At 62.9% G+C, this 22,551-nt stretch carries 21 protein-coding genes; 9 read left to right on the top strand and 12 right to left on the bottom strand.

Annotated features, from left to right (window positions below; all coding sequences use genetic code 11):
• Positions 1-21 precede the first annotated feature (21 nt).
• From surE to ACKLNI_RS06240, 3 genes are all read left to right on the top strand, one after another.
• Positions 22-807, top strand: a complete 786-nt coding sequence (gene surE / locus ACKLNI_RS06250) for a 5'/3'-nucleotidase SurE (RefSeq protein WP_413718193.1) — start codon at positions 22-24, stop codon at positions 805-807.
• Positions 804-1,445: a protein-L-isoaspartate(D-aspartate) O-methyltransferase gene (locus tag ACKLNI_RS06245; protein ID WP_413718192.1), complete on the top strand. Its 642-nt coding sequence runs from the start codon at positions 804-806 to the stop codon at positions 1,443-1,445. Before surE ends, ACKLNI_RS06245 begins: the two co-directional genes overlap by 4 nt.
• Positions 1,446-1,510: 65 nt before the next feature.
• Complete coding sequence (locus ACKLNI_RS06240) at positions 1,511-2,644, top strand: peptidoglycan DD-metalloendopeptidase family protein (protein WP_413718191.1); 1,134 nt, start codon at positions 1,511-1,513, stop codon at positions 2,642-2,644.
• Between the two features lie 45 nt (positions 2,645-2,689).
• Here ACKLNI_RS06240 and ACKLNI_RS06235 read toward each other — a convergent pair whose 3' ends face one another.
• Together ACKLNI_RS06235 and efp are read right to left on the bottom strand one after the other, a co-directional pair.
• Positions 2,690-4,309: a SulP family inorganic anion transporter gene (locus ACKLNI_RS06235; protein WP_413718190.1), complete on the bottom strand. Its 1,620-nt coding sequence runs from the start codon at positions 4,307-4,309 to the stop codon at positions 2,690-2,692.
• Between the two features lie 233 nt (positions 4,310-4,542).
• Positions 4,543-5,106, bottom strand: a complete 564-nt coding sequence (gene efp, locus ACKLNI_RS06230) for an elongation factor P (protein ID WP_413718189.1) — start codon at positions 5,104-5,106, stop codon at positions 4,543-4,545.
• Here efp and ACKLNI_RS06225 point away from each other — a divergent pair.
• The 3 genes from ACKLNI_RS06225 to ACKLNI_RS06215 all read left to right on the top strand — a co-directional run bounded on the left by ACKLNI_RS06225 (position 5,020) and on the right by ACKLNI_RS06215 (position 7,066).
• The gene (locus ACKLNI_RS06225; RefSeq protein ID WP_413718310.1) at positions 5,020-5,325 is read left to right on the top strand and encodes a hypothetical protein; all 306 of its coding nucleotides are present in this window, start codon (positions 5,020-5,022) and stop codon (positions 5,323-5,325) included. The genes efp and ACKLNI_RS06225 overlap by 87 nt on opposite strands.
• A 2-nt stretch (positions 5,326-5,327) precedes the next feature.
• Positions 5,328-5,654, top strand: a complete 327-nt coding sequence (locus ACKLNI_RS06220; protein ID WP_413718188.1) for a DUF6280 family protein — start codon at positions 5,328-5,330, stop codon at positions 5,652-5,654.
• A gap of 164 nt (positions 5,655-5,818) precedes the next feature.
• A complete protein-coding gene (locus ACKLNI_RS06215; protein WP_413718187.1) occupies positions 5,819-7,066 on the top strand; it encodes an aminopeptidase in 1,248 nt (415 codons plus the stop codon).
• A gap of 227 nt (positions 7,067-7,293) precedes the next feature.
• Here the strand turns inward: ACKLNI_RS06215 and ACKLNI_RS06210 are convergent, their stop codons facing one another.
• Positions 7,294-9,657 (bottom strand): ATP-dependent helicase, encoded by a 2,364-nt coding sequence (locus ACKLNI_RS06210; RefSeq protein WP_413718186.1) that lies wholly within the window; start codon positions 9,655-9,657, stop codon positions 7,294-7,296.
• A gap of 75 nt (positions 9,658-9,732) precedes the next feature.
• The gene (locus tag ACKLNI_RS06205; protein WP_413718185.1) at positions 9,733-10,182 is read right to left on the bottom strand and encodes a BLUF domain-containing protein; all 450 of its coding nucleotides are present in this window, start codon (positions 10,180-10,182) and stop codon (positions 9,733-9,735) included.
• Positions 10,183-10,336: 154 nt separating this feature from the next.
• Between ACKLNI_RS06205 and ACKLNI_RS06200 the strand changes: the two genes are divergently transcribed.
• Positions 10,337-11,479 (top strand): alpha-hydroxy acid oxidase, encoded by a 1,143-nt coding sequence (locus ACKLNI_RS06200; protein WP_413718184.1) that lies wholly within the window; start codon positions 10,337-10,339, stop codon positions 11,477-11,479.
• Positions 11,480-11,527: 48 nt separating this feature from the next.
• Here ACKLNI_RS06200 and ACKLNI_RS06195 read toward each other — a convergent pair whose 3' ends face one another.
• On the bottom strand, positions 11,528-13,057 hold the full coding sequence (locus tag ACKLNI_RS06195) for a pilus assembly protein TadG-related protein (RefSeq protein ID WP_413718183.1): 1,530 nt from the start codon (positions 13,055-13,057) through the stop codon (positions 11,528-11,530).
• A gap of 363 nt (positions 13,058-13,420) precedes the next feature.
• Between ACKLNI_RS06195 and ACKLNI_RS06190 the strand changes: the two genes are divergently transcribed.
• Positions 13,421-16,864 (top strand): pyruvate carboxylase, encoded by a 3,444-nt coding sequence (locus tag ACKLNI_RS06190; protein WP_413718182.1) that lies wholly within the window; start codon positions 13,421-13,423, stop codon positions 16,862-16,864.
• A gap of 42 nt (positions 16,865-16,906) precedes the next feature.
• On the opposite strand, the gene ACKLNI_RS06185 is transcribed toward ACKLNI_RS06190, so the two are convergent.
• The 5 genes from ACKLNI_RS06185 to ruvC form a co-directional block, all read right to left on the bottom strand.
• Positions 16,907-17,536 (bottom strand): hypothetical protein, encoded by a 630-nt coding sequence (locus tag ACKLNI_RS06185; RefSeq protein ID WP_413718303.1) that lies wholly within the window; start codon positions 17,534-17,536, stop codon positions 16,907-16,909.
• 26 nt (positions 17,537-17,562) lie between these two features.
• Positions 17,563-18,186, bottom strand: coding sequence for a TIGR02466 family protein (locus ACKLNI_RS06180; protein WP_413718181.1), 624 nt, complete (start codon positions 18,184-18,186; stop codon positions 17,563-17,565).
• A 26-nt stretch (positions 18,187-18,212) separates the two neighbouring features.
• A complete protein-coding gene (gene ruvB, locus ACKLNI_RS06175; protein ID WP_413718180.1) occupies positions 18,213-19,235 on the bottom strand; it encodes a Holliday junction branch migration DNA helicase RuvB in 1,023 nt (340 codons plus the stop codon).
• Between the two features lie 112 nt (positions 19,236-19,347).
• Positions 19,348-20,001 carry a Holliday junction branch migration protein RuvA gene (gene ruvA / locus ACKLNI_RS06170; RefSeq protein ID WP_413718179.1) on the bottom strand — a complete coding sequence of 218 codons (654 nt, stop codon included), beginning with the start codon at positions 19,999-20,001 and terminating at the stop codon, positions 19,348-19,350.
• On the bottom strand, positions 19,998-20,492 hold the full coding sequence (gene ruvC / locus ACKLNI_RS06165; RefSeq protein ID WP_413718178.1) for a crossover junction endodeoxyribonuclease RuvC: 495 nt from the start codon (positions 20,490-20,492) through the stop codon (positions 19,998-20,000). Before ruvC ends, ruvA begins: the two co-directional genes overlap by 4 nt.
• A 309-nt stretch (positions 20,493-20,801) precedes the next feature.
• Between ruvC and ACKLNI_RS06160 the strand changes: the two genes are divergently transcribed.
• Positions 20,802-21,017 carry a DUF1127 domain-containing protein gene (locus tag ACKLNI_RS06160; protein ID WP_413718177.1) on the top strand — a complete coding sequence of 72 codons (216 nt, stop codon included), beginning with the start codon at positions 20,802-20,804 and terminating at the stop codon, positions 21,015-21,017.
• A gap of 100 nt (positions 21,018-21,117) precedes the next feature.
• Here ACKLNI_RS06160 and ACKLNI_RS06155 read toward each other — a convergent pair whose 3' ends face one another.
• A complete protein-coding gene (locus ACKLNI_RS06155; protein WP_413718176.1) occupies positions 21,118-21,429 on the bottom strand; it encodes a hypothetical protein in 312 nt (103 codons plus the stop codon).
• 142 nt (positions 21,430-21,571) lie between these two features.
• Positions 21,572-22,444, bottom strand: coding sequence for a 50S ribosomal protein L11 methyltransferase (locus tag ACKLNI_RS06150; protein ID WP_413718175.1), 873 nt, complete (start codon positions 22,442-22,444; stop codon positions 21,572-21,574).
• Positions 22,445-22,551 lie beyond the last annotated feature (107 nt).

The raw sequence follows: 22,551 nt of genomic DNA, 5'->3' as shown, positions 1-22,551 counted from the left end.
TAAGGAAAAACGGGGCCGGACATGCGCATTCTCATAACCAACGACGACGGCATAAACGCGCCGGGCCTCCGCGTACTCGAGGATATCGCCAGAGAGATCGCCGGGACCGAAGGAGAGGTCTGGATCGTCGCGCCCGCCTTCGAGCAGTCGGGCGTCGGCCACTGCATCAGCTACACCCATCCGACGATGCTCTCGCAATTCGGAGAGCGCCGCTTCGCAGCCGAGGGCTCGCCCGCAGACTGCGTCCTGGCCGGCATCTACCAGGTGATGAAGGATGCACCGCCCGATCTGGTACTGTCCGGTGTGAACCGGGGGAACAACGCCGCCGAGAACGTGCTCTACTCCGGCACCATAGGCGCAGCGATCGAGGCCGCCCTTCAGGGCATTCCCGCGATCGCCCTCAGCCAGTTCTTCGGCCCGGAAAACATCGATCTCGACAATCCCTTCGAAGCCGCCGCAGAGCACGGCATCGATACCGTGCGCAGACTTCTTCGCCACGGACACTGGGAAGAAGGCGGGTACCGGACGTTCTACAACGTGAATTTTCCACCGATCCCGGGCAGCGACGTGAAGGGGCTGAAAGTCGCCACTCAGGGAGTGCGGCCCGACACGCGGCACTCGGTCGAGCCGCATATATCACCCTCTGGCAGACTGTTCATGTGGGTTCACGGCGGACCGCAGCACGTTCCTGCCGGACCCGGCAGCGACGTGACCGCCAATATCGAAGGCTATATCTCCGTGACGCCTCTACGCGCCGATCTGACCGCGCACGACCTGATCGACAGCCTGAGGGAGCGCCTTGAATGACCGACGCCGCGGAGCGTCAGATGGCTTTCCTCTTCGCGCTGCGCCAACGCGGCGTGATGGACAAGCGCGTACTTGAGGCGATGGAAAGAGTGGACCGGGGCGCCTTCGTGAAAGGTCTGTTCTCCGAGCGTGCCTACGAGGACATGCCGCTGCCCATCGCCTGCGGCCAGACCATCAGCCAGCCCTCCGTCGTCGGCCTCATGACCCAGGCGCTGAACGTACAGCCCCGCGACAAGGTGCTCGAGGTCGGCACCGGTTCGGGCTACCAGGCCGCCGTGCTCAGCCACCTTGCCCGCCGGGTTTATACCGTCGACCGCCACAAGCGGCTGGTGGCCGAAGCGCAGGCGGTGTTCGACAGGCTAGGCCTGACCAACATCACGGCCTTTCCGGCCGACGGATCGCGCGGCCTGCCCGAGCAGGCGCCCTTCGACCGCATCCTTGTGACAGCCGCCGCCGAGGATCCGCCCGGACCCTTGTTGGCAGAGCTGAAAACTGGCGGTATCATGGTTGTGCCGGTGGGACAGTCGGATCACGTGCAAACGCTGATCAAGGTCACGCGGACCGAGACGGGATACGACTACGAAGAGTTGCGGCCGGTGCGTTTCGTACCCCTCGTCGAGGGGATGGGTCAGGACTGACGGGCCCAAGATATTTCAGCTAAACGGTCCCGGAAAGAGGGCCGGTAAGCGGTGAGGATAGAGCAATGACGACCAAGGCATTTCCTTTTCGACTGGCCGTGATGGGCGCATCCATGCTGGCGCTCGGCGCCTGCGGCGGTCTCGGCGGCTTCGATTTTGACCTTCGGGGCGGCGCCGGCGGCTTCGACACATCCGAGGCTGTCAGGAACGCCACCTCCGCGCGACCGGTCCCGGACGAACGCGGAGTGATCTCCTACCCGGAATACCAGGTGGCCATCGCGCGGCGCGGCGACACCATTTCCACCGTTGCCTCCCGCATCGGCACCGATCCGGTCGCGCTCGCGCGCTATAACGCCATTCCCCAGAACACCCCGCTGCGCGACGGCGAGATCATCGCCCTGCCCAGCCGTGTCGCGGAACCCGGCACGGGAACGCTCTCCGGCGGGAATGTCGATTTGGCGACAATTGCAGGTGCCGCAATCGACCGCGCCGACGGCGGTCCGGGCCTGCCATCGGGCCAGCAACCAACCCGCCACCGCGTCGCATCGGGCGAAACGGCCTTCTCCATCGCGCGTCTTTACAACGTGCCCGTCGCTGCACTGGCCGAATGGAACGGGTTGGGACCGAACCTCGAGCTTCGCGAGGGACAATTCCTCCTGATCCCGACCTCCGCGCCACAGTCGGATGTCGAGGTCGCCGCGCTGGATTCGGTCGAGGCTCCGGGCGTTGGCTCGGCAACCCCCGTTCCACCTTCGGCAGCGCAGCCCCTTCCCGAGCAGGACAGGCAGGCCGCAGCACCCACACCCAAGGCAGAACCTCTTCAGGAAAAGCAGACCAAGGCCTCCGACACCTCGCGCCTGCGCATGCCGGTACAGGGCCGCATCATCCGCACTTATCAGAAGGGCAAGAACGAAGGCATCGGCATCTCGGCCAGCGCGGGTACCGCGGTTGTCGCTGCCGACGACGGAACGGTTGCCGCCATCACACGCGACACCGATCAGGTTCCGATCCTCGTCGTGCGCCACGACGGAAATCTACTGACCGTCTATGCAGGCGTAGACCAGATCGCCGTCAAGAAAGGCGACAGCGTCAAGCGCGGCCAGAAAATCGCGGTTGTCCGCGCCGCGAACCCGCCGTTCCTCCATTTTGAGGTTCGCGAGGGCTTCGAGAGCGTCGATCCGAACCCCTATCTCAACTGATCCGGCAACGTGGGAGGCGGCCCGACAGGCCGCCTTTTTCTTTCGTCAGTGCCCTGCACCCAATTGGCCGGTCCGAACACCGTAGTCCACGGCCAGCTGATAATCGGGGTCGTCGTCCGAATCGACCATGAGTTGACCGGCCTTGGTCAGAAGCGTGTGGCAATCCCGGCTGAGATGCCGAAGTTGCAGTGCCTTTCCAGCCGCTTCGTATTTTGCCGCCATCGCCTCGATCGCGGTCAGGGCCGACTGGTCGACCACCCGGCTGTCGGCAAAGTCCACCACAACAAGCGACGGGTCAGCCTCCACGTCGAAAAGTTCAGAGAACCCGTCCGCCGACCCGAAGAACAGCGGCCCCTGCACCTGGTAGATCTTGGCCCCTTCCGGTGTCTCGTAGCTCTTGGCCCGGATGCGCGTTGCGTTGTTCCAGGCATAGGCCAGAGCCGAGACGATCACGCCGACCACCACCGCGGTGGCAAGGTCATAGGCCACGGTGACCGCCGTCACCAACAGGATCACGAAGGCATCGGTCAACGGCACTTTCCGCAGGATCATCAGCGAGTTCCACGCGAATGTTCCGATCACCACCATGAACATCACGCCCACAAGCGCCGCCAGCGGGATCGTCTCGATGATCGGGCTGGCAAACAGGATGAACACCAGCAGGAACAGCGCTGCGGCAATGCCTGCGATCCGCGTGCGGCCGCCCGATTTCACGTTGATCATCGACTGGCCGATCATCGCGCAGCCGCCCATGCCTCCGAAAAAGCCGGTCACGGTATTGGCCACGCCCTGCGCCACGCATTCCTGGCTTGCCCCGCCCCGCTTCCCGGTGATGTCACCGACAAGGTTCAAGGTCAGCAGGCTCTCGATCAGGCCGATCGCCGCCAGGATCACGGCATAGGGCAGAATGATCTCGAAGGTCTCCAGCGTCAGCGGCACCATGGGGATATGGAACCCCGGCAACCCGCCCTCGATCGAGGCCATGTCGCCCACACGCGGTACATCAAGACCCAACCCGATGACGATCAGCGCGACGATGCCGATCCCGGCCAGCGGGGCCGGAACCGCAGAGGTGATCTTGGGCATGACCCAGATGATCGCCATGGTCAGGGCGACCAGGCCCAGCATCAGGTACAAGGCCGTGCCGCCAAGCCACTCGCCGCCGCCCATGCCGTGGCCCGTCACCTCCATGGTGCCCGGCACCTTGAACTGGGTCAGCTGCGCCAGGAAGATCACGATGGCCAGCCCATTGACGAAACCCAGCATTACGGGATGCGGCACCAAACGGATGAACTTGCCGAATTTGAAGACACCAGCCGCGATCTGGATGATCCCCATCAGAACGACCGTGGCGAATAGGTACTCGACCCCGTGCTGGGCCACGAGGCTGACCATGACCACGGCGAGGGCCCCCGTCGCACCCGAGATCATGCCCGGACGCCCGCCGATCAGTGCGGTGATCAGGCCGACGATGAACGCGGCGTAGAGGCCGACCAGCGGATGTACACCGGCCACGAAGGCAAAGGCCACCGCCTCCGGCACCAATGCCAGCGCCACCGTCAAACCGGACAGCAGTTCCACCCGCAGCTGCGCCGAACTCAGCCCGTCGCCTGTCTGATTACCTGACAAAACACCGCCGAACACGGCCGAAAGGGCACGTTCCATGTCACCTCGATTTCCTGATTTTTTCGTTCGCATGTGCCACCTAGCGCGAAAACCTCAGGAAATCACGGTATTCTTGGGTATACCTGCCATGCGTCCTGCGGGACCGTGGCCAATTCCGGCTCTGCACCCGATCTCAGCACGCCGAATGCGGAAGAATCAAAAAGCCCCCGGCCTGCCGGCAGGGGGCTGATTGTTGCGTCCCGACAACCGGGATCGAACGAACGAAAACCCGGTCAGGCGCGCTCGGAATATTCCATGGTCTCGGTATTGACCACGATATCCTCATCCGGCCCCACGAAGGGCGGGATCATCACGCGGACGCCATTGTCCAGGATCGCGGGCTTGAAGCTGTTGGCGGCGGTCTGACCCTTCACCACCGGCTCGGTCTCGACGACCTTGCAGGTCACCTTCTGCGGCAGCGTCGCGTTCAGCGCCTCGTCGTTGTAGTATTCGATATGGATCGTCATTCCGTCCTGCAGGAACGGACGCCGGTCTCCAAGGATCTCGGCCGGAAGTTCGATCTGCTCATAAGTCTCGCTGTCCATGAAGACGAGCATCCCGTCGTTCTCGTACAGGAACTGCTGATCCTTCTGCTCCAGTCGGACACGTTCGACCTTGTCGGCCGAGCGAAACCGCTCGTTCAGCTTGGAGCCGTTGCGCAGATTGCGCATTTCCACCTGGGCAAAGGCGCCGCCTTTGCCGGGCTTGACGTGATCGACCTTCACGGCAGCCCACAAACCGCCGTTGTGTTCAAGGACATTACCGGGCCGAATCTCGTTCCCGTTTATCTTGGGCATGTGCGTCACCCGCATGTTTTTGTTGATTCAAAGCTGAGCGTCCCTATATTCGAGCGACAACGCCCTGACAAGAAGGCGAAAATCCTGGGAGGAATTGAGCTAGCCATGCGCACAGCGCATAGCAGCTATTCCAAAAAAGAAAAACAAAAGTGGTGCAGGACCCTGCATAAGGGGCCCCACGCCATAAAACGCGGTAAGAAGCAACAAGAAAAAGGTTGAAGATGGCAGACTTTGTGGACGGCACGGCATTCAATCACGAGCAGGGCAACCGCGCTCGTAAACTCTTTGCGGCAGTCGTACTGGCTGCGCTCGACGATGCCATCGCCGACGACAAGAAATATGGGAACGGTCCCGAGCAAATCGCACGCTGGGCGCGCTCTCGCGATGGACGCGAAGTGCTTTCCTGCGCCGGTATCGACCCGAACGAGCGTGTGGTCAAAGGCCTGATGGAGTTCGTCTCCAAGGGCGTGCGCACCTCCGTGGCACTGTCGCGCGAAGAGAGCGAACGGCGCCATGCGGCTGAAGCGCAGGCCCGCGAAGCGGCCTGATCCCTTCGGGTTCAGCCCAATCGAAAAAGACGCGCCTCTCGGGGCGCGTCTTTTCTTTCGGGAAACCCGCTGATGCCACTCAAGACGTCGGCCGCAGTTCCGCTTAACCCCTTGTCCTTCTCCCTCGTCGGCCTGACATTGCGATCAGGAACCAGGAGACACCGATGAACGATACCGCCCTTCCCTTCGACACCGCGATTCTCGACAAGCTGGCCGATGTAATCGTCGGCACGGGTCTGAACCTCGCACCGGGACAGGATCTCGTTCTCACGGCCTCCGCCGAAGCGCTGCCCCTCGTGCGGCGCGTCGCGGCGGCGGCCTACCGCGCAGGCGCGGGGGTTGTCGCGCCCATCCTGTCGGACGAAGAGATCACACGCGCACGCTACCTCCATGGCCATGACGGCACTTTCAGCCATGCTCCAGGCTGGCTCTTCGAAGGCATGGCCAAGGCTTACGAAGGCAACGCGGCGCGCCTCCATATCGCCGCCGACAATCCGATGGCGCTGTCCGACATGGATCCCGCCAAAGTGGCCGAAGCCGCCAAGGCCAATGCTGCGGCCTACAAACCCGCGCTCGCCAAGATATCCGGGTTCGAAATAAACTGGTCCATCGCCGCCTATCCCGGCCGCGCGTGGGCACGGCAGGTTTTCCCTGACCTCGACCCGGACGCGGCCCAGGCCGCTCTGGCCGACACCATATTCGCCGCCTCGCGCGTCGACCGTGCCGATCCCGTCGCCGCCTGGGCTGAGCACAATACGGAACTGGCGGCGCGGCGCGACTGGCTGAACGAACACGATTTCGCGGCCCTGCACTTCCGCTCCTCCAACACGGACCTGACGGTCGGCCTCGCCGATGGTCACCTCTGGCAAGGCGGCGCTGCCGAGGCAAAGAACGGCATCACCTGCAATCCGAACATTCCGACCGAAGAAGTCTTCACCACGCCGCACAAGGACCGCGTCGAAGGCACCGTGCGCGCCTCCAAACCGCTCGCCCACCAGGGCACGCTGATCGACGGAATCGAGGTCACCTTTGAAGCCGGGAAAATTACCCGCGCCAAGGCCGATCGTGGCGAGGAGGTCTTCCTCAAGCTGATCGAAACCGACGAAGGCGCGCGCCGGATCGGCGAGGTCGCGCTTGTCCCACATGCCTCGCCTATCTCCGAGTCCGGCGTCCTGTTCTACAACACCCTCTTCGACGAAAACGCCGCCTGCCACATAGCGCTCGGGCAATGCTACAAAGACTGCCTGCGCGACACCGCCGGCCTCTCGGACGTCGACATCGCCGCACGCGGCGGCAACTCAAGCCTGATCCATGTCGACTGGATGATCGGCGCCGCCGACACCGAGATCGACGGCATCACTCTATCGGAGGAACGCGTTGCGGTGTTCCGGGGCGGAAACTGGGCCGATTGACTCGAGCCTCGGGAGCGAGGGGCCAGCCCCTCGCGCTCCCCGAAGTATTTGAGCCAAGAGGAAAGACGGAGAGAGCATCCGGGGACGCCCTCTCCGGGAAGACCATGCCTTCCCCTTGGGTGGTCATCGGCGCTTCCGCCTGTACCGCCGGGACAATCTAAGACAAATTGTCTTTCCGCTTGGTTAAAATACTTCGGGGGTCCGGGGGCAGAGCCCCCGACTCGGGTTCAGAACGGCACGTCGCCCGCGCTTTCGGCCGCGGTAATGAATTTCGCCACCACCTTCTTCTCGCCGGCCTTGTCGAAGGCGATATCCAGCTTGTCGCCCTCGATGCCGGTGATTTCGCCATAGCCGAACTTCTGGTGGAACACGCGGTCGCCGACCGTGAACGCCGACACCGCATCGAGGTCGATCACCACGTTGCGCGCCTCCGAGGGCTGAGACATGCCCCGGCCCTGCGCTCGGGTCTGAAGACGTTTCCATCCCGGCGAATTGTAGACATCCGCGCGGCTCGCCTTGTCGTGCAGGTCCGAGCGTGGGGCGCTCATCTCCGGGGCCGCCGCTCCGAAGCCGCCACCGTACAGACCGGGCGGGGTCAGGACCTCCACGTGATCGGCGGGCAGTTCGTCGATGAAACGCGATGGGAGTTGCGACTGCCACTGGCCATAGACGCGGCGATTGGCAGCGAAACTGATCGTCGCCAGTTCCTCGGCCCGCGTGATCCCAACATAGGCCAGGCGACGTTCTTCCTCGAGCCCCTTGAGCCCGCTTTCGTCCATCGAGCGCTGCGACGGGAAAAGCCCGTCCTCCCAGCCCGGCAGGAACACGACCGGAAACTCCAGCCCCTTGGCCGCGTGCAGCGTCATGATCGAGACCTTGTCCTCGGTCTCTTCGCTCTCATTGTCCATGATCAGGCTGACATGCTCGAGGAATCCCTGGAGATTCTCGAAGGATTCCAGAGCCTTGACGAGCTCCTTCAGGTTCTCCAGACGACCCGGCGCCTCCGGCGTCTTGTCATTCTGCCAGTGCTCGGTATAGCCCGATTCCTCGAGGATTTGTTCGGCGGTCTCGATATGATCCACACCCGCGCGCACCAGAGCGTGCCAGCGGTCGATCCCGTCGATCAGCTTCGCCAGTTCCGTCCCGCCCTTGCCGCCGATTTCCTTGGCTGCCAGCAACAAGCGCGCCCCTTCGACAAGGTTCACGCCATTCGACCGCGCCGCCACCTGAATCTTCTGCTGCGCCTTGTCGCCCAGCCCACGCTTCGGCGTGTTCACGATCCGCTCGAAGGCCAGGTCGTCGTCCGGCGACACCGACACGCGGAAATAGGCCATGGCGTCCCGAATTTCCATCCGCTCGTAAAAGCGAGGACCGCCGATCACGCGGTAGGGTAGCCCGATCGTCAGGAACCGGTCCTCGAACGCGCGCATCTGGTGCGAAGCACGGACGAGAATGGCCATATCGTTCAGGGAGAACGGCCGCATGCCGCGCGTTCCGCCCTGCATCGCCTCGATCTCTTCGCCGATCCAGCGCGCCTCTTCTTCACCGTCCCAATGGCCGATGAGGCGCACCTTCTCGCCCTCGGAGAGATCGGTGAACAGCGTCTTGCCCAGCCGTCCCTGGTTACCCTCGATCACGCCGGAGGCCGCGGCGAGGATATGCGGCGTCGAGCGGTAGTTCTGCTCCAGCCGGATCACCCGGGCACCCGGGAAATCCTTTTCGAACCGAAGGATGTTGCCCACCTCGGCCCCGCGCCAGCCATAGATCGACTGGTCGTCATCGCCGACACAGCAGATATTCTTGTGCCCGCCCGCCAGAAGCCGCAACCAAAGGTACTGCGCAACGTTCGTATCCTGATACTCGTCGACCAGAATGTAGCGGAACCAGCGCTGGTATTGCTGCAGCACGTCATCGTGGGTCTGGAAGATCGTGACGACATGCAGCAGCAGATCGCCGAAATCCACCGCGTTCAGCGTCTTCAGACGCTCCTGGTACTCGGCATAGAGTTCCACGCCCCGGCGGTTGAACGCGCCATGCTCGGCAGCCGGCACCTTGTCCGGCGTCCAGGCGCGGTTTTTCCATCCATCGATGATGTGCGCCAACTGGCGCGCTGGCCAGCGCTTCTCGTCGATGTTCGCCGCTACCACCAGCTGCTTCAGAAGCCGAACCTGATCGTCGGTATCGAGGATGGTGAAATTCGTCTTCAATCCGACCAGCTCGGCATGACGGCGAAGAAGTTTCACGCAGATGGCATGAAACGTGCCAAGCCAGGGCATACCCTCGACGGCCTGACCCAAAAGCCGGGCCACGCGGGTCTTCATCTCGCGGGCGGCCTTGTTCGTGAATGTTACGGAAAGGATCTCGTTCGGCCGGGCCGTTCCGGTGGCCAGAAGATGGGCGATGCGCGTCGTCAGCGCCTTTGTCTTCCCCGTCCCTGCACCGGCCAGCATCAGGACCGGCCCATCCAAAGTGGTGGCCGCCTCACGCTGCGGCGGGTTCAGGTCGTCAAGATACGGCGCCGCGCGCGCCGCCATCGCCTGCCGGGACAGGGGGGCGCGCTCTGGCATATCATCGTCGGAAGCCCAGTTCATGGCAGAATGATAGTGCCACCCGGCGGGAGGTTAAAGTGAAGTTTCCATTTTGTTCCGCCTTTTTTCGCCATCCATTCAGGCGGTTTCCAATTCCTTGAACTGGCTCAGAAAGCCTCTCACAAGTCGCACCGTATAGGCGCTATCACCATCTGGGTTGGCTGCGGCGGCTTGCTTCAGGCGGCAGGACACCTCCCGAAAGTCGCGCAAACTGTCGACAAGCCGCTCGGGCATGTTGTCCTTGGTCAGCAAGCCCATGCTCCATCGCGCAAAAACACGCTCCTCTATGCTCAGGCGCGCAAGACGCCAGATGTCCGCATGGCGCGGATCGGACTGGATATGCTGGTAAAGCTCTAGAACGTTGGTCTGTGGCCCTTCGATGACCTGCACGAAGCGCCCTTCGTGGAAGATCAGCATGCCCGTGATATGCCGGGCCGGGTTTGCAGACCTTGCAATCTCGATGATGTCGACAAGATCTTGCGCGCGGAACGACGCCGAGGCTTCGCTTTCATAAACGATCTGAATCATGGCACTGAATACTCCTGAACTGCGCCCGGACCCCACGTGCCTTTAGTCGCATATGGCGCAAATCTTATCTTCTCCTTTTTGAGTTCAGGGTTGCGAGATGGTTAAGGTCTCCCTGCCCCCTTGCGGCCATTCCAGAACCGGGCATATTCGCGCCATGAACCTCGACACTCGCTTTCCCGCCATCTCCGATCTGCGCAAACGCGCGCGCCGCCGCGTGCCGCATTTCGTCTTCGAATACCTCGACAGCGCGACCGGGCTTGAAGACCAGCATCGCCGCAACATGTCGGCGCTGAACGACATCCATTTCATGCCGTCGATCCTTGAAGGAAACTTCACGCCGGACCTCTCGACCGAGTTCCTGGGACGGAAGTATCCGCTTCCCTTCGGCTGCGCGCCGGTGGGCATGTCGGGCATCATGTGGCCGAGGGCGGAGAAGATCATCTCGGCTGCCTGCTCGAAAGCGGGGATTCCCTATTCCATGTCCACGGTGGCGACCGTGGTGCCCGAAACGCTGGCGCCCACCATCGGCGATCAGGGCTGGTTTCAGCTCTACATGCCACGCGACAAGGACATCCGCGCCGATATGCTTGCGCGCGCGAAGAACGCCGGCTTTCATACCCTGATCCTGACGGTCGATGTCCCGGTGGACTCGCGACGCGAGCGTCAGCGGCGCGCCAACCTGACAATCCCGCCGAAGGTGAATGCGGCGATGATCTGGTCGATGATGACCCATCCCGAGTGGACCATCGGGACGCTCAAGGAAGGCATCCCAAGCCTCAAGTTCTGCGAGGATTACGCGAAGAAATCAAACGAGTACAACTCCGTGGCCCATGCGGGTCACATCATTCGCGGCCAGCCCGGCTGGTCGGACATCGACGAAATCCGCGAGATTTGGGATGGCCCGTTCCTGGTCAAGGGCATCCAGAAGGTCGAGGACGCGCAGCGGCTTGTCGACAAGGGCGTCGATGGCATCTGGATTTCGAACCATACCGGGCGCCAGTTCGACGGGGGCCCCGCGTCGATCCTCGCGCTTCCTGCCATCCGTGCCGCGCTCCCCGACACGCCGATCGTTTTCGATTCCGGCGTGACAGGCGGTCTGGACATCATGCGCGCACTGGCGCTTGGCGCGGATTTCGTGATGCTCGGCCGCGCGTTCCACTATGCCGTGGGCGCCCTCGGCGAGAAAGGTCCGCCCCACCTGATCCACATCCTCAAGGATGACATGTTCCTGAACATGGGGCAGATCGGGGCAAGAACGCTGGCGGAACTGAAGGACCATCTGGTCACTCGGGCCTAGAAGGCGGGAATGCCTCCAGGGCCCGAATGAACCGCATGGCAAACTGCGCTATCTCACCAGAGCGAGCATGGTGTGATTGATGTGGCGCGCGACCGAAACGAAAGCAGACTGGATATCGAGGTCGTTCACGTCGAAGAAGAACCCTTCTTCGCTGGCGCATTCCCTCATGTAGTTCTCGACCCAGTCGTCATCGTTCAGGAAGCGGATCGTATATACCGATATGGGGTCCGAGGCTCCGTTGGCCGCCGACTTGGCCAGGGCGCATTGCTGCAACAAATTGGCGACGGCTTCCTCGCGAGTGAACAACGGATCATCCAACGCATTCCACCTCACCTGGGGCTGCACATAGGCCTCCACCTCCTCAAGGGTGTTCGGCTCACCGTCGGATCCGACGCTGGCATAGCGATCCAGGATATGGAGATACTCGTCGTACAGCGGTCTGTTCGGGCGATCGTTGTCATACAATGCGTCAAAGGAAAAATCCGTCGGCACGACCTGCGGCGTCGTCTTGCCATCGGTCATCAGGATCAACACCTTTTTCGTGTTGGTGGTATAGTTCGCCGGAAAATCGTCTCGGATATCGCCGGTCACGCCAAGGTCTGCCAGCTCCTGCATCTCGTTGCGCGAACTCGGCGACAGCAGCGAAAGACCCCACTTGAACCCTTCAGCCGTTGCCGTCCCATCGTACAGAGGCAGATCGTTGACATATTGCTTGATCGCTTCCGGATCGGTTCCACCATAGAGGATCGAACCGTCGTCAGTCGGACACCAGCCATACTGCGTCCAGACATCCAGTTCTTCGGTCCAGATCACGAAGTGAGGCATCTGGCTTTCCGCATCGGGAAGCGCCGTATTGCTGTAATCGGATGCCTCCAGAAACGGGCAGGACGACCAGTCATGCCACCGATCCATCCCGAGGATCTCGGCCATCTCCGGGCCCGGGTTCACCGTTCCTGCGTAGGGAATGATGTTCACGGTTACGTCCACGTTCGAATTCGGCTGGGTACAAACGCCGGTGGAGCAATCAAGTTGATAGATCAGGTTGATGAAATCCCCGACAGCATCACGCAAGGCCTGGGTCTTTTCACCCCCGGCCCCCAAACCCTGTGCGTTCTCACGCATCGATCCCGAGAAATCGAGGACGAGGGATATTTCGAGCCTCGTCATGCTCTCCATCGCTTCCGAATCGATCGGACTGTACAGGCTGTTGATGCCCATCAAGCCTGCGAACAAGGTACCGGTCGAGACATCCGCCGCGGCCGACGCACGCGTTTCGCCATCCACATCGCTTGTGGTCAAATGGATGGTGTCGGGGTCTATACCGGCCGCCTCGACGAAGCTGGCGATGACCTCTTCCGAGTCCAGATCCTGCGAGGCGCTGGCTGCGGCAAGCACCGCGACATCCAAGGTATTCTGGACATATACCCGATTCCGCTCGTGGTGGACCATATCGACGGCAAGGCCAGCCATCATCAGCAGAATGACGAACAGAAACAGGCTGAAAATGGTGAGGGAGCCGCTTTCCGAATTCAGAAATCGTCTCTCGAAGAAAGACGCATTTCTTTTGAAGGCTTGCACTTGAAAAAAAGAACTCGACACGAAACGCTTCCTCAAACAAACGACTCAAACAAATATCGATATTTTACTGGCAATGTGGCAAAAATAAGGCGATAAGCCAGAAACTTTACTCGCGGTAACTTTTCGCCCTATCTTCAGCCAACCGACTTCGTTCAAGAACCTCCGAAACCGACCATCCGCCGCGAGGGAACAGGCTGAACATACACATCAGAAACGACGAAAGTTTAGGCGCCATCATTTCGCACATGCAGAAACACAGGCATGCAATGCGGCACGGTCAATCAACCTTCCACCCCAACACTTGCTGAATAATTACCCAACCTTTAACACAGTGCTGCAACTGCAAAGACAGGACCTGCCCAGATGACCGAGTTCAAGAAGATCCTCATCGCCAACCGTGGCGAAATCGCAATCCGCGTGATGCGGGCGGCGAACGAACTCGGGAAACGAACCGTTGCGGTCTATGCCGACGAAGACAAGCTGTCGCTGCACCGCTTCAAGGCTGACGAGGCGTATCTGATCGGCAAGGGCATGGGGCCCGTTGCGGCCTATCTTTCCATCGACGAGATGATCCGCGTGGCGCGCGAATGCGGTGCCGATGCGATCCACCCCGGCTATGGCCTGCTCTCCGAAAACCCGGCCTTCGTCGATGCCTGCGAACGAAATGGGATTACGTTCATCGGCCCGAAGGCCGAAACCATGCGCGCCCTCGGCGACAAGGCCAGCGCCCGCAAGGTCGCAATCAAGGCCGGCGTGCCGGTCATTCCCGCCTCCGAGGTCCTGACCGACGACATGGAGGCCACCCGCAAGGCCGCCGAGGAAGTCGGATATCCGATGATGCTCAAGGCCTCCTGGGGCGGCGGCGGCCGGGGCATGCGGCCGATCCTCAAGCCCGAGGAACTGGAGGAAAAGGTTCTCGAGGGCCGGCGCGAGGCCGAAGCCGCCTTCGGAAACGGCGAGGGCTACCTCGAGAAGATGATCATGCGTGCGCGCCATGTCGAAGTGCAGATCCTCGGCGACAAGAACGGCAACATCTATCACCTCTGGGAGCGCGACTGCTCGGTCCAGCGCCGCAACCAGAAGGTCGTCGAGCGCGCGCCCGCTCCCTATCTCTCCGGCGCCCAGCGTGAAAAGATCTGCAGCCTCGGCAAAAAGATCGCTGAAGCGGTGAAATACGAATGCGCCGGCACCATCGAATTCCTGATGGATATGGACAGCGGCGAATTCTACTTCATCGAGGTCAATCCCCGCGTCCAGGTCGAACACACCGTGACCGAGGAGGTCACCGGCATCGACATCGTGCAGGCCCAGATCAAGATCGCCGAGGGCAAGTCGCTGATGGAGGCGACCGGCACGGCGTCGCAATATGACGTCCAGCTGAACGGCCACGCCATTCAGTGCCGGATCACCACCGAGGATCCGACCAACAACTTCATCCCCGACTATGGCCGCATCACCGCCTACCGGGGCGCCACCGGCATGGGAATCCGTCTCGACGGCGGCACCGCCTATTCCGGCGCGGTCATCACCCGCTACTATGACTCGCTTCTGGAAAAGGTGACAGCCTGGGCGCCCACGCCCGAGGCGGCCATCGCCCGGATGGACCGGGCGCTCCGCGAATTCCGCATCCGCGGCGTGTCGACCAACATCGCCTTCGTCGAGAACCTGCTCAAGCACCCGACGTTTCTGAACAACGAATACCACACCAAGTTCATCGACCAGACGCCCGAACTCTTCGACTTCAAACCGCGCCGGGACCGCGCGACCAAGATCCTCACCTACATCGGCGACATCATGATCAACGGCCACCCCGAGACGGTGGGCCGCCCGAAACCTCCCGCAGATGTCAAGAATCCCCGGAAACCCGAACTCCGCACGGAGTCCCCGCGCCCTGGCACTCGCCAGATCCTCGACGAATTCGGCCCCGAGGCGCTGGCCGACTGGATGCTGGACCAGAAACAGGTCCTCATCACCGACACCACGATGCGCGACGGCCACCAGTCTCTTCTCGCGACCCGGATGCGCTCCATCGACATGGTCCGGATCGCCCCCGCCTACGCGGCCAACCTGCCGGAACTCTTCAGCGTCGAGTGCTGGGGCGGCGCCACCTTCGATGTGGCCTACCGCTTCCTCCAGGAATGCCCCTGGCAGCGCCTCCGCGACATCCGACGTTTCATGCCGAACCTGATGACGCAGATGCTGCTCCGGGGCTCGAACGGCGTCGGCTACACCAACTATCCCGACAACGTCGTCCAGGCTTTCGTCAAGCATGCCGCCGAGACCGGAATCGACGTATTCCGCGTCTTCGACAGCCTGAACTGGGTCGAGAACATGCGCGTTGCGATGGACGCCGTGGTGGCAGCGAACAAGGTCTGCGAAGGCACCATCTGCTACACCGGAGACCTGCTCGACCCCAACCGGGCCAAGTACAACCTGATATACTATGTCGACATGGGCAAAGAGCTGAAGGCCGCCGGCGCCCATGTGCTGGGCCTCAAGGACATGGCCGGTCTCCTGCGCCCCGATGCCGCCCGCATCCTCGTCAAGGCGCTGAAGGAAGAGGTCGGCCTGCCCGTCCATTTCCACACCCACGACACCGCTGGCATTGCCTGCGCCACCATCCTTGCGGCCGCCGAGTCGGGCGTCGATGCGGTCGACTGCGCGATGGATTCGCTCTCGGGCAACACCTCGCAGGCAACGCTTGGCACCGTCGTCGAAATGCTGGCCCATACCGACCGCGCAACCGGCCTCGACATCACCGCGATCCGCGAAATCTCGAACTACTTCGAAACCGTCCGCGCCCACTACGCCGCCTTCGAATCCGGCATGCAGGCCCCCTCCTCCGAGGTCTACCTGCACGAGATGCCCGGCGGCCAGTTCACCAACCTCAAGGCGCAGGCCCGCTCGATGGGCCTCGAAGAGCGCTGGCACGAGGTCGCCCAGACCTATGCCGACGTGAACCAGATGTTCGGCGACATCGTGAAGGTCACCCCATCGTCGAAGGTCGTGGGCGACATGGCCCTGATGATGGTCTCGCAGGGGCTTACCCGCGCCGATGTCGAGGACCCCAAGAAGGAAGTCTCTTTCCCCGACAGCGTGGTCGACATGATGCGCGGCAACCTCGGCCGTCCGCCGGGAGGCTTCCCGCCGGCGATCGTGAAGAAAATCCTCAAGAACGAGAAGCCGCTGACCGACCGTCCGGGCAAGAACCTGCCTCCCGTCGATCTGGAAAAGGCGCGGAAAGAAGCCTCCGAGTCGCTGGAAGGCCGGGCCATCACCGACGACGACCTGATGGGCTACCTGATGTACCCCAAGGTCTTCACCGACTACGCCCGGCGCCACGAGGTCTATGGCCCCGTGCGCACGCTGCGAACCTCGACCTTCTTCTACGGGATGGCGCCCGGTGACGAGATCTCGCCCGAGATCGATCCCGGCGTCCGTCTCGAGATCCGCTGCCAGGCCATCGCCGAAACCAACGACGAGGGCGAAGCCAAGGTCTTCTTCGAACTGAACGGTCAGCCCCGCACCGTACGGGTCACCGACCGGTCATCGACGAGCGCGGCCGCGGCCCGTCCCAAGGCCGATCCGACGAACGAAGGCCACATCGGCGCTCCGATGCCGGGCGTCGTGGCGACCGTCGCGGTGACTCCGGGAGCCGAGGTGAAGGCGGGCGATCTCATGCTGACGATCGAGGCGATGAAGATGGAGACCGGCATCCACGCCGAACGCGACGCGACGGTCAAGGCCGTGCACGTCACTCCCGGCGCCCAGATCGACGCCAAGGATCTGCTGGTCGAACTCGAATGATATCTTGCGGCGGCGCGCATTCACGATGCGCGCCCCTCCCGTTCAACTCCGCCTGTCCGCGCCGATCCGCGCCGCCAGACGCAGCGCATGGCTCGGATCGTCCGCGACTGCCGGCATCACGGGATCATAGCCCGCCCGGATGATCCCCGCGATCTCCGGGTTCAGGATCGTCTTGCTCTCGAAGGCCGACAGGGGCCCTCTGTCCTGAAACGCCATGTCCGACCAGAGCAGGATGGACTGCGCCGCCTGCGCCAGTGCGACATCCTCCGCCGGAACATCGGCAAGCGCTTCATCCATCCTGACAAAGACGAAGGCCGCCTTGATGGCCCCGCCCTGATCGAACCGGAACAGTCGGTACTGGTTTGCATCGGCCGCCTTCAGCCGTTCGACCAGAGCCGCCAGATCCGGAATCAGCCGATCCAGGTCCGGGGTCTCGGTCAGCTCGTCCCAGTCCCGGAAGAAGAATATCAGCATGTTCGCGCCCAGTTCCGGGTCGGTCTCGGCCATCTTGTGATCCGCGAGGACCACGACAGCCTCGATCGCCCCCTTCACGATGCTGAGCGTCCGGTCGTCCACGCCGAAAACGACGGGCACGATGGGCCTGCCCCATCGGGAAAACAGATAGGACCCGTCCGAACGGGTGAAAAAGCGCGCGATATCCTGATGTTCCATGCCTCGCCCTACCGCATCCGGCTGGCTCAGGGAAGATACTCGTTCCGCCATCTCAGCACGATGTTGAACGACACCGAAATCCGGGCCTCCCGGCTCAGATTCACATGCACCATGTGATGCAGGAATGCGGGCCAGATGAGCATCTGCCCCGCCTCCGGCAGGATGCGGTGCTCGGGATCGACCTGCGGATCGTTTCGGATCGCCAGCATGTTGGCCTGCGGGCGTGGATCGAAGAAGCTGATCGCGTTGGGCGTCCGGTCCTCGCGGCCCGGAGGCGCGTCCTCGCCGCTGGGCACGCGCACGTAGTATGTGCCCGACAGCCACGAATGCGGATGATTGTGCAGGTCGTGATAGTCGCCGAACCGGTTGACGTTCGGCCAGGCCTGGATGCTGAAGTCGATCGGATAGTCGACCCCGGTGCCGCGCGCGTAATCCACTACCGCGCGTTCGACGCACGATTTCAGCCATCCCACCGCCGGATGCCCGAAGTCGAAGAAATTCCCCGACAGGTAATCCGTCGTCATCTGGTCGCGTCCGGCATCCATCCGCTCGATCAGTTCGGCAAGAACCGGGTTCGCCTGCTCGGCGCCCGGCAGCGTGATCCGCATCAGATTCGTCGGCCAAAGTGCCGTGAACTCAGGCTCTGCCATCCCGCCCCCTCTTCGAAAGCCCGGGATCAGAATAGCTCGGCCTGCCCCGGCGCGGAAGGTGCCGCAAGCCCCAGGTGCGCCCAGGCCTTCGCCGCCAGCATCCGGCCCCGAGGGGTCCTCTGGATCAGCCCCTGCTGCAACAGGAAGGGCTCGATCACTTCCTCGATCGCGTCCCGGCTCTCAGAAAGCGCTGCCGACAGCGTCTCGACGCCCACAGGACCGCCCTGGTAGTTCTCGGCAATCAGCGACAGGTACCGTCGGTCCGCCCCGTCGAGGCCCAGGTGATCCACCCCCAGCCGCGTCAGCGCATTGTCCGCCAGTTCCTGAGTCAGCCGCCCGTCACCCTCGACCAGCGCAAAATCCACGACGCGCCTCAGAAGCCGCCCCGCGATCCTGGGCGTGCCCCGCGACCGCTTCGCGATCTCGCGCGCACCGCCCTCGCCGGTCTCGATGCCCATCAGCCGCGCGCCGCGCGTGACGATCTCGTGCAACTCGTCTTCGGTATAGAACTGCAGCCGCGTCGGAATGCCGAACCTGTCGCGCAACGGCGTCGTCAGCAGCCCCAATCGCGTCGTCGCGCCCACAAGCGTGAACGGCTGCAACTCGATCCTGACGGTCCGCGCTGCCGGCCCCTCGCCAATCACCAGATCCAGCTCGAAATCCTCCAGCGCCGGATAAAGCACCTCCTCCACCGCAGGATTCAGCCGGTGAATCTCGTCGATGAACAGCACATCCCGCGCTTCCAGGTTGGTCAGGATCGCCGCCAGGTCCCCCGCCTTGGCCAGGACCGGCCCCGAAGTCATGCGAAAGTTCACGCCGAGTTCCCGCGCGATGATCTGCGCAAGCGTGGTCTTGCCCAGCCCCGGCGGCCCGTGGAACAGCGTGTGATCCATCGCCTCGCCCCGCTGCCGCGCGCTCTCGATGAAGACCCGCAGATTCGCCCGCGCCTCGGCCTGTCCGATGAAAGCGTCCAGCGTCTGCGGGCGCAGCGCCCGGTCCGCATCCTCGGGGCGCGGCTCGGGGCGGAGTGTCGGATCAGGTCCGCTCATCGCACCGCCCCCGGCTTTCCTCTTGGCTCAAATACTTCGGGGAGCGCGAGGGGCAGCGCCCCTCGCACCGCGGCGCCGAAGGCGGCACAAACCCGGTATGAGACAACGGACCTCATCCTTTCGGCGCCAATCGCTTCAGAGCCTCACGGATCAGCACCGTTGTCTCCGCTCCTTCGTTAACCCCGGCCGCCTCGGCCACCGCGCTCGCCGCTTCGCCCGGCGCGTAACCGAGGTTCTGCAAGGCCGACAACGCCTCGGACTGGGCCGAGGACGACCTGACCGCCCTGGGCGCCACCGGAGCCACGTGTTCGATTACCTCGCCGTCGTCGGCGACAGGTGGCGCTTCGCCCCCCATCGCCATCATCGCCGGCGCCTTGCCCTTCAACTCGTTCACCACCCGCTGCGCGATCTTCGGCCCTACGCCGGGCGCCGCCTTGACCGCCCCCCAGTCGCCCAGCGCGATCGCCCGCGCCACGCCATCCGGCCCAAGGGTCCCAAGGATCGCCATCGACGCCTTCGCCCCGATCCCCTGTACGCCCATCAGCAGACGGTGCCATTCCTTTTCGGCCAGCGTCGTGAAACCGAAAAGCTGCAGCAGGTCCTCGCGCACCAGAAGATCGGTGTAAAGCGCCGCCGCCTCGCCCACGCGCGGCAAAGCGGCCATCGTCCGCTCGCTCACATAGACGATATACCCCACGCCCTTCACGTCGATCAGCACGTGATCGCTGCCCCGGTAGTCGATCCGCCCCGCCAGCCGCCCGATCATGCGACGCGCCCCGCAACGGCCCGCGCCGTCTGCATCATGTGCGCGTGACAGATCGCGACGGCCAGCGCGTCCGCCGCATCCGGTCCCGCGATCTCGACACCAGGCAATTGCATCCGCACCATGTGCGCGATCTGCGCCTTGTCGGCATGACCGACACCGACGACAGCCTTCTTGACCGCGTTCGGAGCGTATTCGCCCACATCGATCCCGGCCCGCGCCGGAACCAGCATGGCGATGCCCCGCGCCTGGCCCAGCTTCAGCGTCGACGCGCCGTCCTTGTTGACAAAGGTCTGCTCGACCGCCGCTGCCTCCGGAACGTATCGCGCCCAGATGGCCGACAGCTCGTCGAAAAGCGCCGCCAACCTCGGCCCGAGCGGACCTGCATCCGTTCTGCAGATGCCGTTTGCGACATGGGACAGACGCGATCCCGAGACATCCACGATGCCCCATCCAAGGGCTCTCAGCCCCGGGTCCAGCCCCATCACGCGCATCGCCTCACCTGCTCTTGTTGCTTTTCAGGCACGATTAGCACGAAACGCGAACATTCGCCAAGAAGTTTAGCAGGATGTCGCGTTCGGGCCTGCCGCCGCAATCCTGCCACAATCGCAGTCTGAAAACGCCGTTCCGGCGCTTGAAATCGACATATTCGATCCGGATTTCTTCTTTTTTCAAAACGGTTTACGCTTGAAAACGACCTATGCTTCCAATGCATATGAGAATTGCAATTCCGCCGCTTGTGCAGGCGTTTTGCTCAATCTATGTGCGCTCAATCGAACAACTCCTGAACAGGCGGAACCTCAATGGCTCTTATCGATCTGGGCCGCAACCGCGGCCACGCAACCACCTTCGCGGACACCATCCGCGCCCGCTTCGTCAACGCACTCGGCATGTTCGCCGACTGGAACGACGCGCGCCGGACCCGCAAGGTACTCTCGCAACTGTCGTCCCATGAGCTGGACGACATCGGGCTGACCCGTGGCGACATCGACGCGATCTCGCGCAAGCGCTTCTTCTGAGACTTCAGAAAAACCGGAAACGAAAACGGCCGTGTCCTTTGGTGGACACGGCCGTTTCTGTGCGACCTGAAAGGACTGCCGGGCGGCCCCGGCGGAAGGCCTATCGCACGAGGGAAACCACCGTCTTCGAAATCCAGAGCGTGATCGGGTCGGCCACCATGAAATACGCGCCCGCCTGTTCCATGGCATTGCCCGCAGCAAGAGCATCGATGCGATCCTGGTAGGACTGCGCTCCAAGCTGCGCATGAAGCGCACCCTTGAACAGCATCATGACGACGACCACCATCGCCAGCCCTCTCAGCATGCCGCGTCTTGCGCGGCGCTGGGGCTTGGCAACGACGAGGCCGTCGCTGGTCACCGCCGTCACATAGCCTTGCGACAGCTTGGAATGACGCCTGTTAATCCGGCGCATACGACGTTCAAATTCATCAAACTGCGAGGCAGACATAATCGACTCCTGAGACACGAACCCTGAATTCGAGCCCGTCTAGAATACGTCCCATTATGGCAGTATTATGGCGTAACCAATGGAAAAGACTTAGTTTCGCTAAAATTCACCCGTTTCGGGCGAGCATTAGCGTCGTCCAGTCAACAATCTCTTCCCTTTTGACCGGATTGAAGCCGGTCGCCTCGTAGACCGCCTGTACCTCGTCAGCCTGTTCGTTGAGAATCCCGCTCAGGATGACATGCCCGCCCGCCCGGACGGCGCGCGCCATGTCCGGGGCCAGCGCGATCAGCGGCCCCATCAGGATATTCGCAAAGACAAGGTCGAAAGCGTCCTCTCCGGCAAGATCGGGATGATCGAACCCCGCGGCCTCGATGCAGCGCACCCGCCCGGAGAGCCCGTTCGCGACCAGATTCGCTTCCGCGACCTCGACCGCGACGGCGTCGATATCCGAGGCGACGATCTCGGCATCGAACACCCGTGCAGCCGCCATTGCCAGAACCGCCGTGCCGCAGCCGATATCCGCCACGCTCGACGGGCGCAGCCCCGCGTCCAGAAGCCCGTCGAGAGCCCGAAGACACCCAAGGGTGGTCCCGTGATGCCCGGTACCAAAGGCCATCGCCGCCTCGATGAGCAGTGCTATACGCCCCTCCGGCACCTTGTCCGCGTCATGACTGCCGTAAACGAAGAACCGCCCGGCTTCGACGGGCGACAATTCGCGGCGCACATGGGCCACCCAGTCGGTCTCCGGAATCTCCGAGATCACGAACTCCGCCGCATGGTGCGCCGCGGCCAGAAGCGCCAGCGCGACGGCGTCCGGCGCCTCGGTGAAATAGGCGCCCACCTCCCAGGTTCCGCTGCCGTCCTCGACCTCGAAGACACCGACCCCCGAGGGCGTCTCGTCCAATGCCTCCAGCGCCTCGCTCAGCGCGTCGGCAGAGGCCTTGCTGGCCAGCGTGGTGATTGCACTCCAGGTCGTCATGCCCCTGCGCCTACGCCGCCGGGCAGATCGGGTCAATGCCTCTTCTTCCTGGTGCAAATACAGCAGGGGGCGCGGGGGACAGCGTCCCCCCCTTCGGTTGCCGACGC

Origin of the sequence: Silicimonas lutimaris, assembly GCF_047314965.1 — a bacterium.
Taxonomy (GTDB): domain Bacteria; phylum Pseudomonadota; class Alphaproteobacteria; order Rhodobacterales; family Rhodobacteraceae; genus JAVJUV01.
Note: the sequence above shows the minus strand (reverse complement) of the source record. Positions and strands in the feature narration are given on the sequence as shown.

Bases quoted from the DNA above. Each gene is read 5' to 3' on its own strand.
- surE (WP_413718193.1), top strand. From the start codon at position 22: ATGCGCATTCTCATAACCAACGACGACGGCATAAACGCGCCGGGCCTC.
- ACKLNI_RS06245 (WP_413718192.1), top strand. From the start codon at position 804: ATGACCGACGCCGCGGAGCGTCAGATGGCTTTCCTCTTCGCGCTGCGC.
- ACKLNI_RS06240 (WP_413718191.1), top strand. From the start codon at position 1,511: ATGACGACCAAGGCATTTCCTTTTCGACTGGCCGTGATGGGCGCATCC.
- ACKLNI_RS06235 (WP_413718190.1), bottom strand. From the start codon at position 4,309: ATGGAACGTGCCCTTTCGGCCGTGTTCGGCGGTGTTTTGTCAGGTAAT.
- efp (WP_413718189.1), bottom strand. From the start codon at position 5,106: ATGCCCAAGATAAACGGGAACGAGATTCGGCCCGGTAATGTCCTTGAA.
- ACKLNI_RS06220 (WP_413718188.1), top strand. From the start codon at position 5,328: ATGGCAGACTTTGTGGACGGCACGGCATTCAATCACGAGCAGGGCAAC.
- ACKLNI_RS06215 (WP_413718187.1), top strand. From the start codon at position 5,819: ATGAACGATACCGCCCTTCCCTTCGACACCGCGATTCTCGACAAGCTG.
- ACKLNI_RS06210 (WP_413718186.1), bottom strand. From the start codon at position 9,657: ATGAACTGGGCTTCCGACGATGATATGCCAGAGCGCGCCCCCCTGTCC.
- ACKLNI_RS06205 (WP_413718185.1), bottom strand. From the start codon at position 10,182: ATGATTCAGATCGTTTATGAAAGCGAAGCCTCGGCGTCGTTCCGCGCG.
- ACKLNI_RS06200 (WP_413718184.1), top strand. From the start codon at position 10,337: ATGAACCTCGACACTCGCTTTCCCGCCATCTCCGATCTGCGCAAACGC.
- ACKLNI_RS06190 (WP_413718182.1), top strand. From the start codon at position 13,421: ATGACCGAGTTCAAGAAGATCCTCATCGCCAACCGTGGCGAAATCGCA.
- ACKLNI_RS06185 (WP_413718303.1), bottom strand. From the start codon at position 17,536: ATGGAACATCAGGATATCGCGCGCTTTTTCACCCGTTCGGACGGGTCC.
- ACKLNI_RS06180 (WP_413718181.1), bottom strand. From the start codon at position 18,186: ATGGCAGAGCCTGAGTTCACGGCACTTTGGCCGACGAATCTGATGCGG.
- ruvB (WP_413718180.1), bottom strand. From the start codon at position 19,235: ATGAGCGGACCTGATCCGACACTCCGCCCCGAGCCGCGCCCCGAGGAT.
- ruvA (WP_413718179.1), bottom strand. From the start codon at position 20,001: ATGATCGGGCGGCTGGCGGGGCGGATCGACTACCGGGGCAGCGATCAC.
- ruvC (WP_413718178.1), bottom strand. From the start codon at position 20,492: ATGCGCGTGATGGGGCTGGACCCGGGGCTGAGAGCCCTTGGATGGGGC.
- ACKLNI_RS06160 (WP_413718177.1), top strand. From the start codon at position 20,802: ATGGCTCTTATCGATCTGGGCCGCAACCGCGGCCACGCAACCACCTTC.
- ACKLNI_RS06155 (WP_413718176.1), bottom strand. From the start codon at position 21,429: ATGCGCCGGATTAACAGGCGTCATTCCAAGCTGTCGCAAGGCTATGTG.
- ACKLNI_RS06150 (WP_413718175.1), bottom strand. From the start codon at position 22,444: ATGACGACCTGGAGTGCAATCACCACGCTGGCCAGCAAGGCCTCTGCC.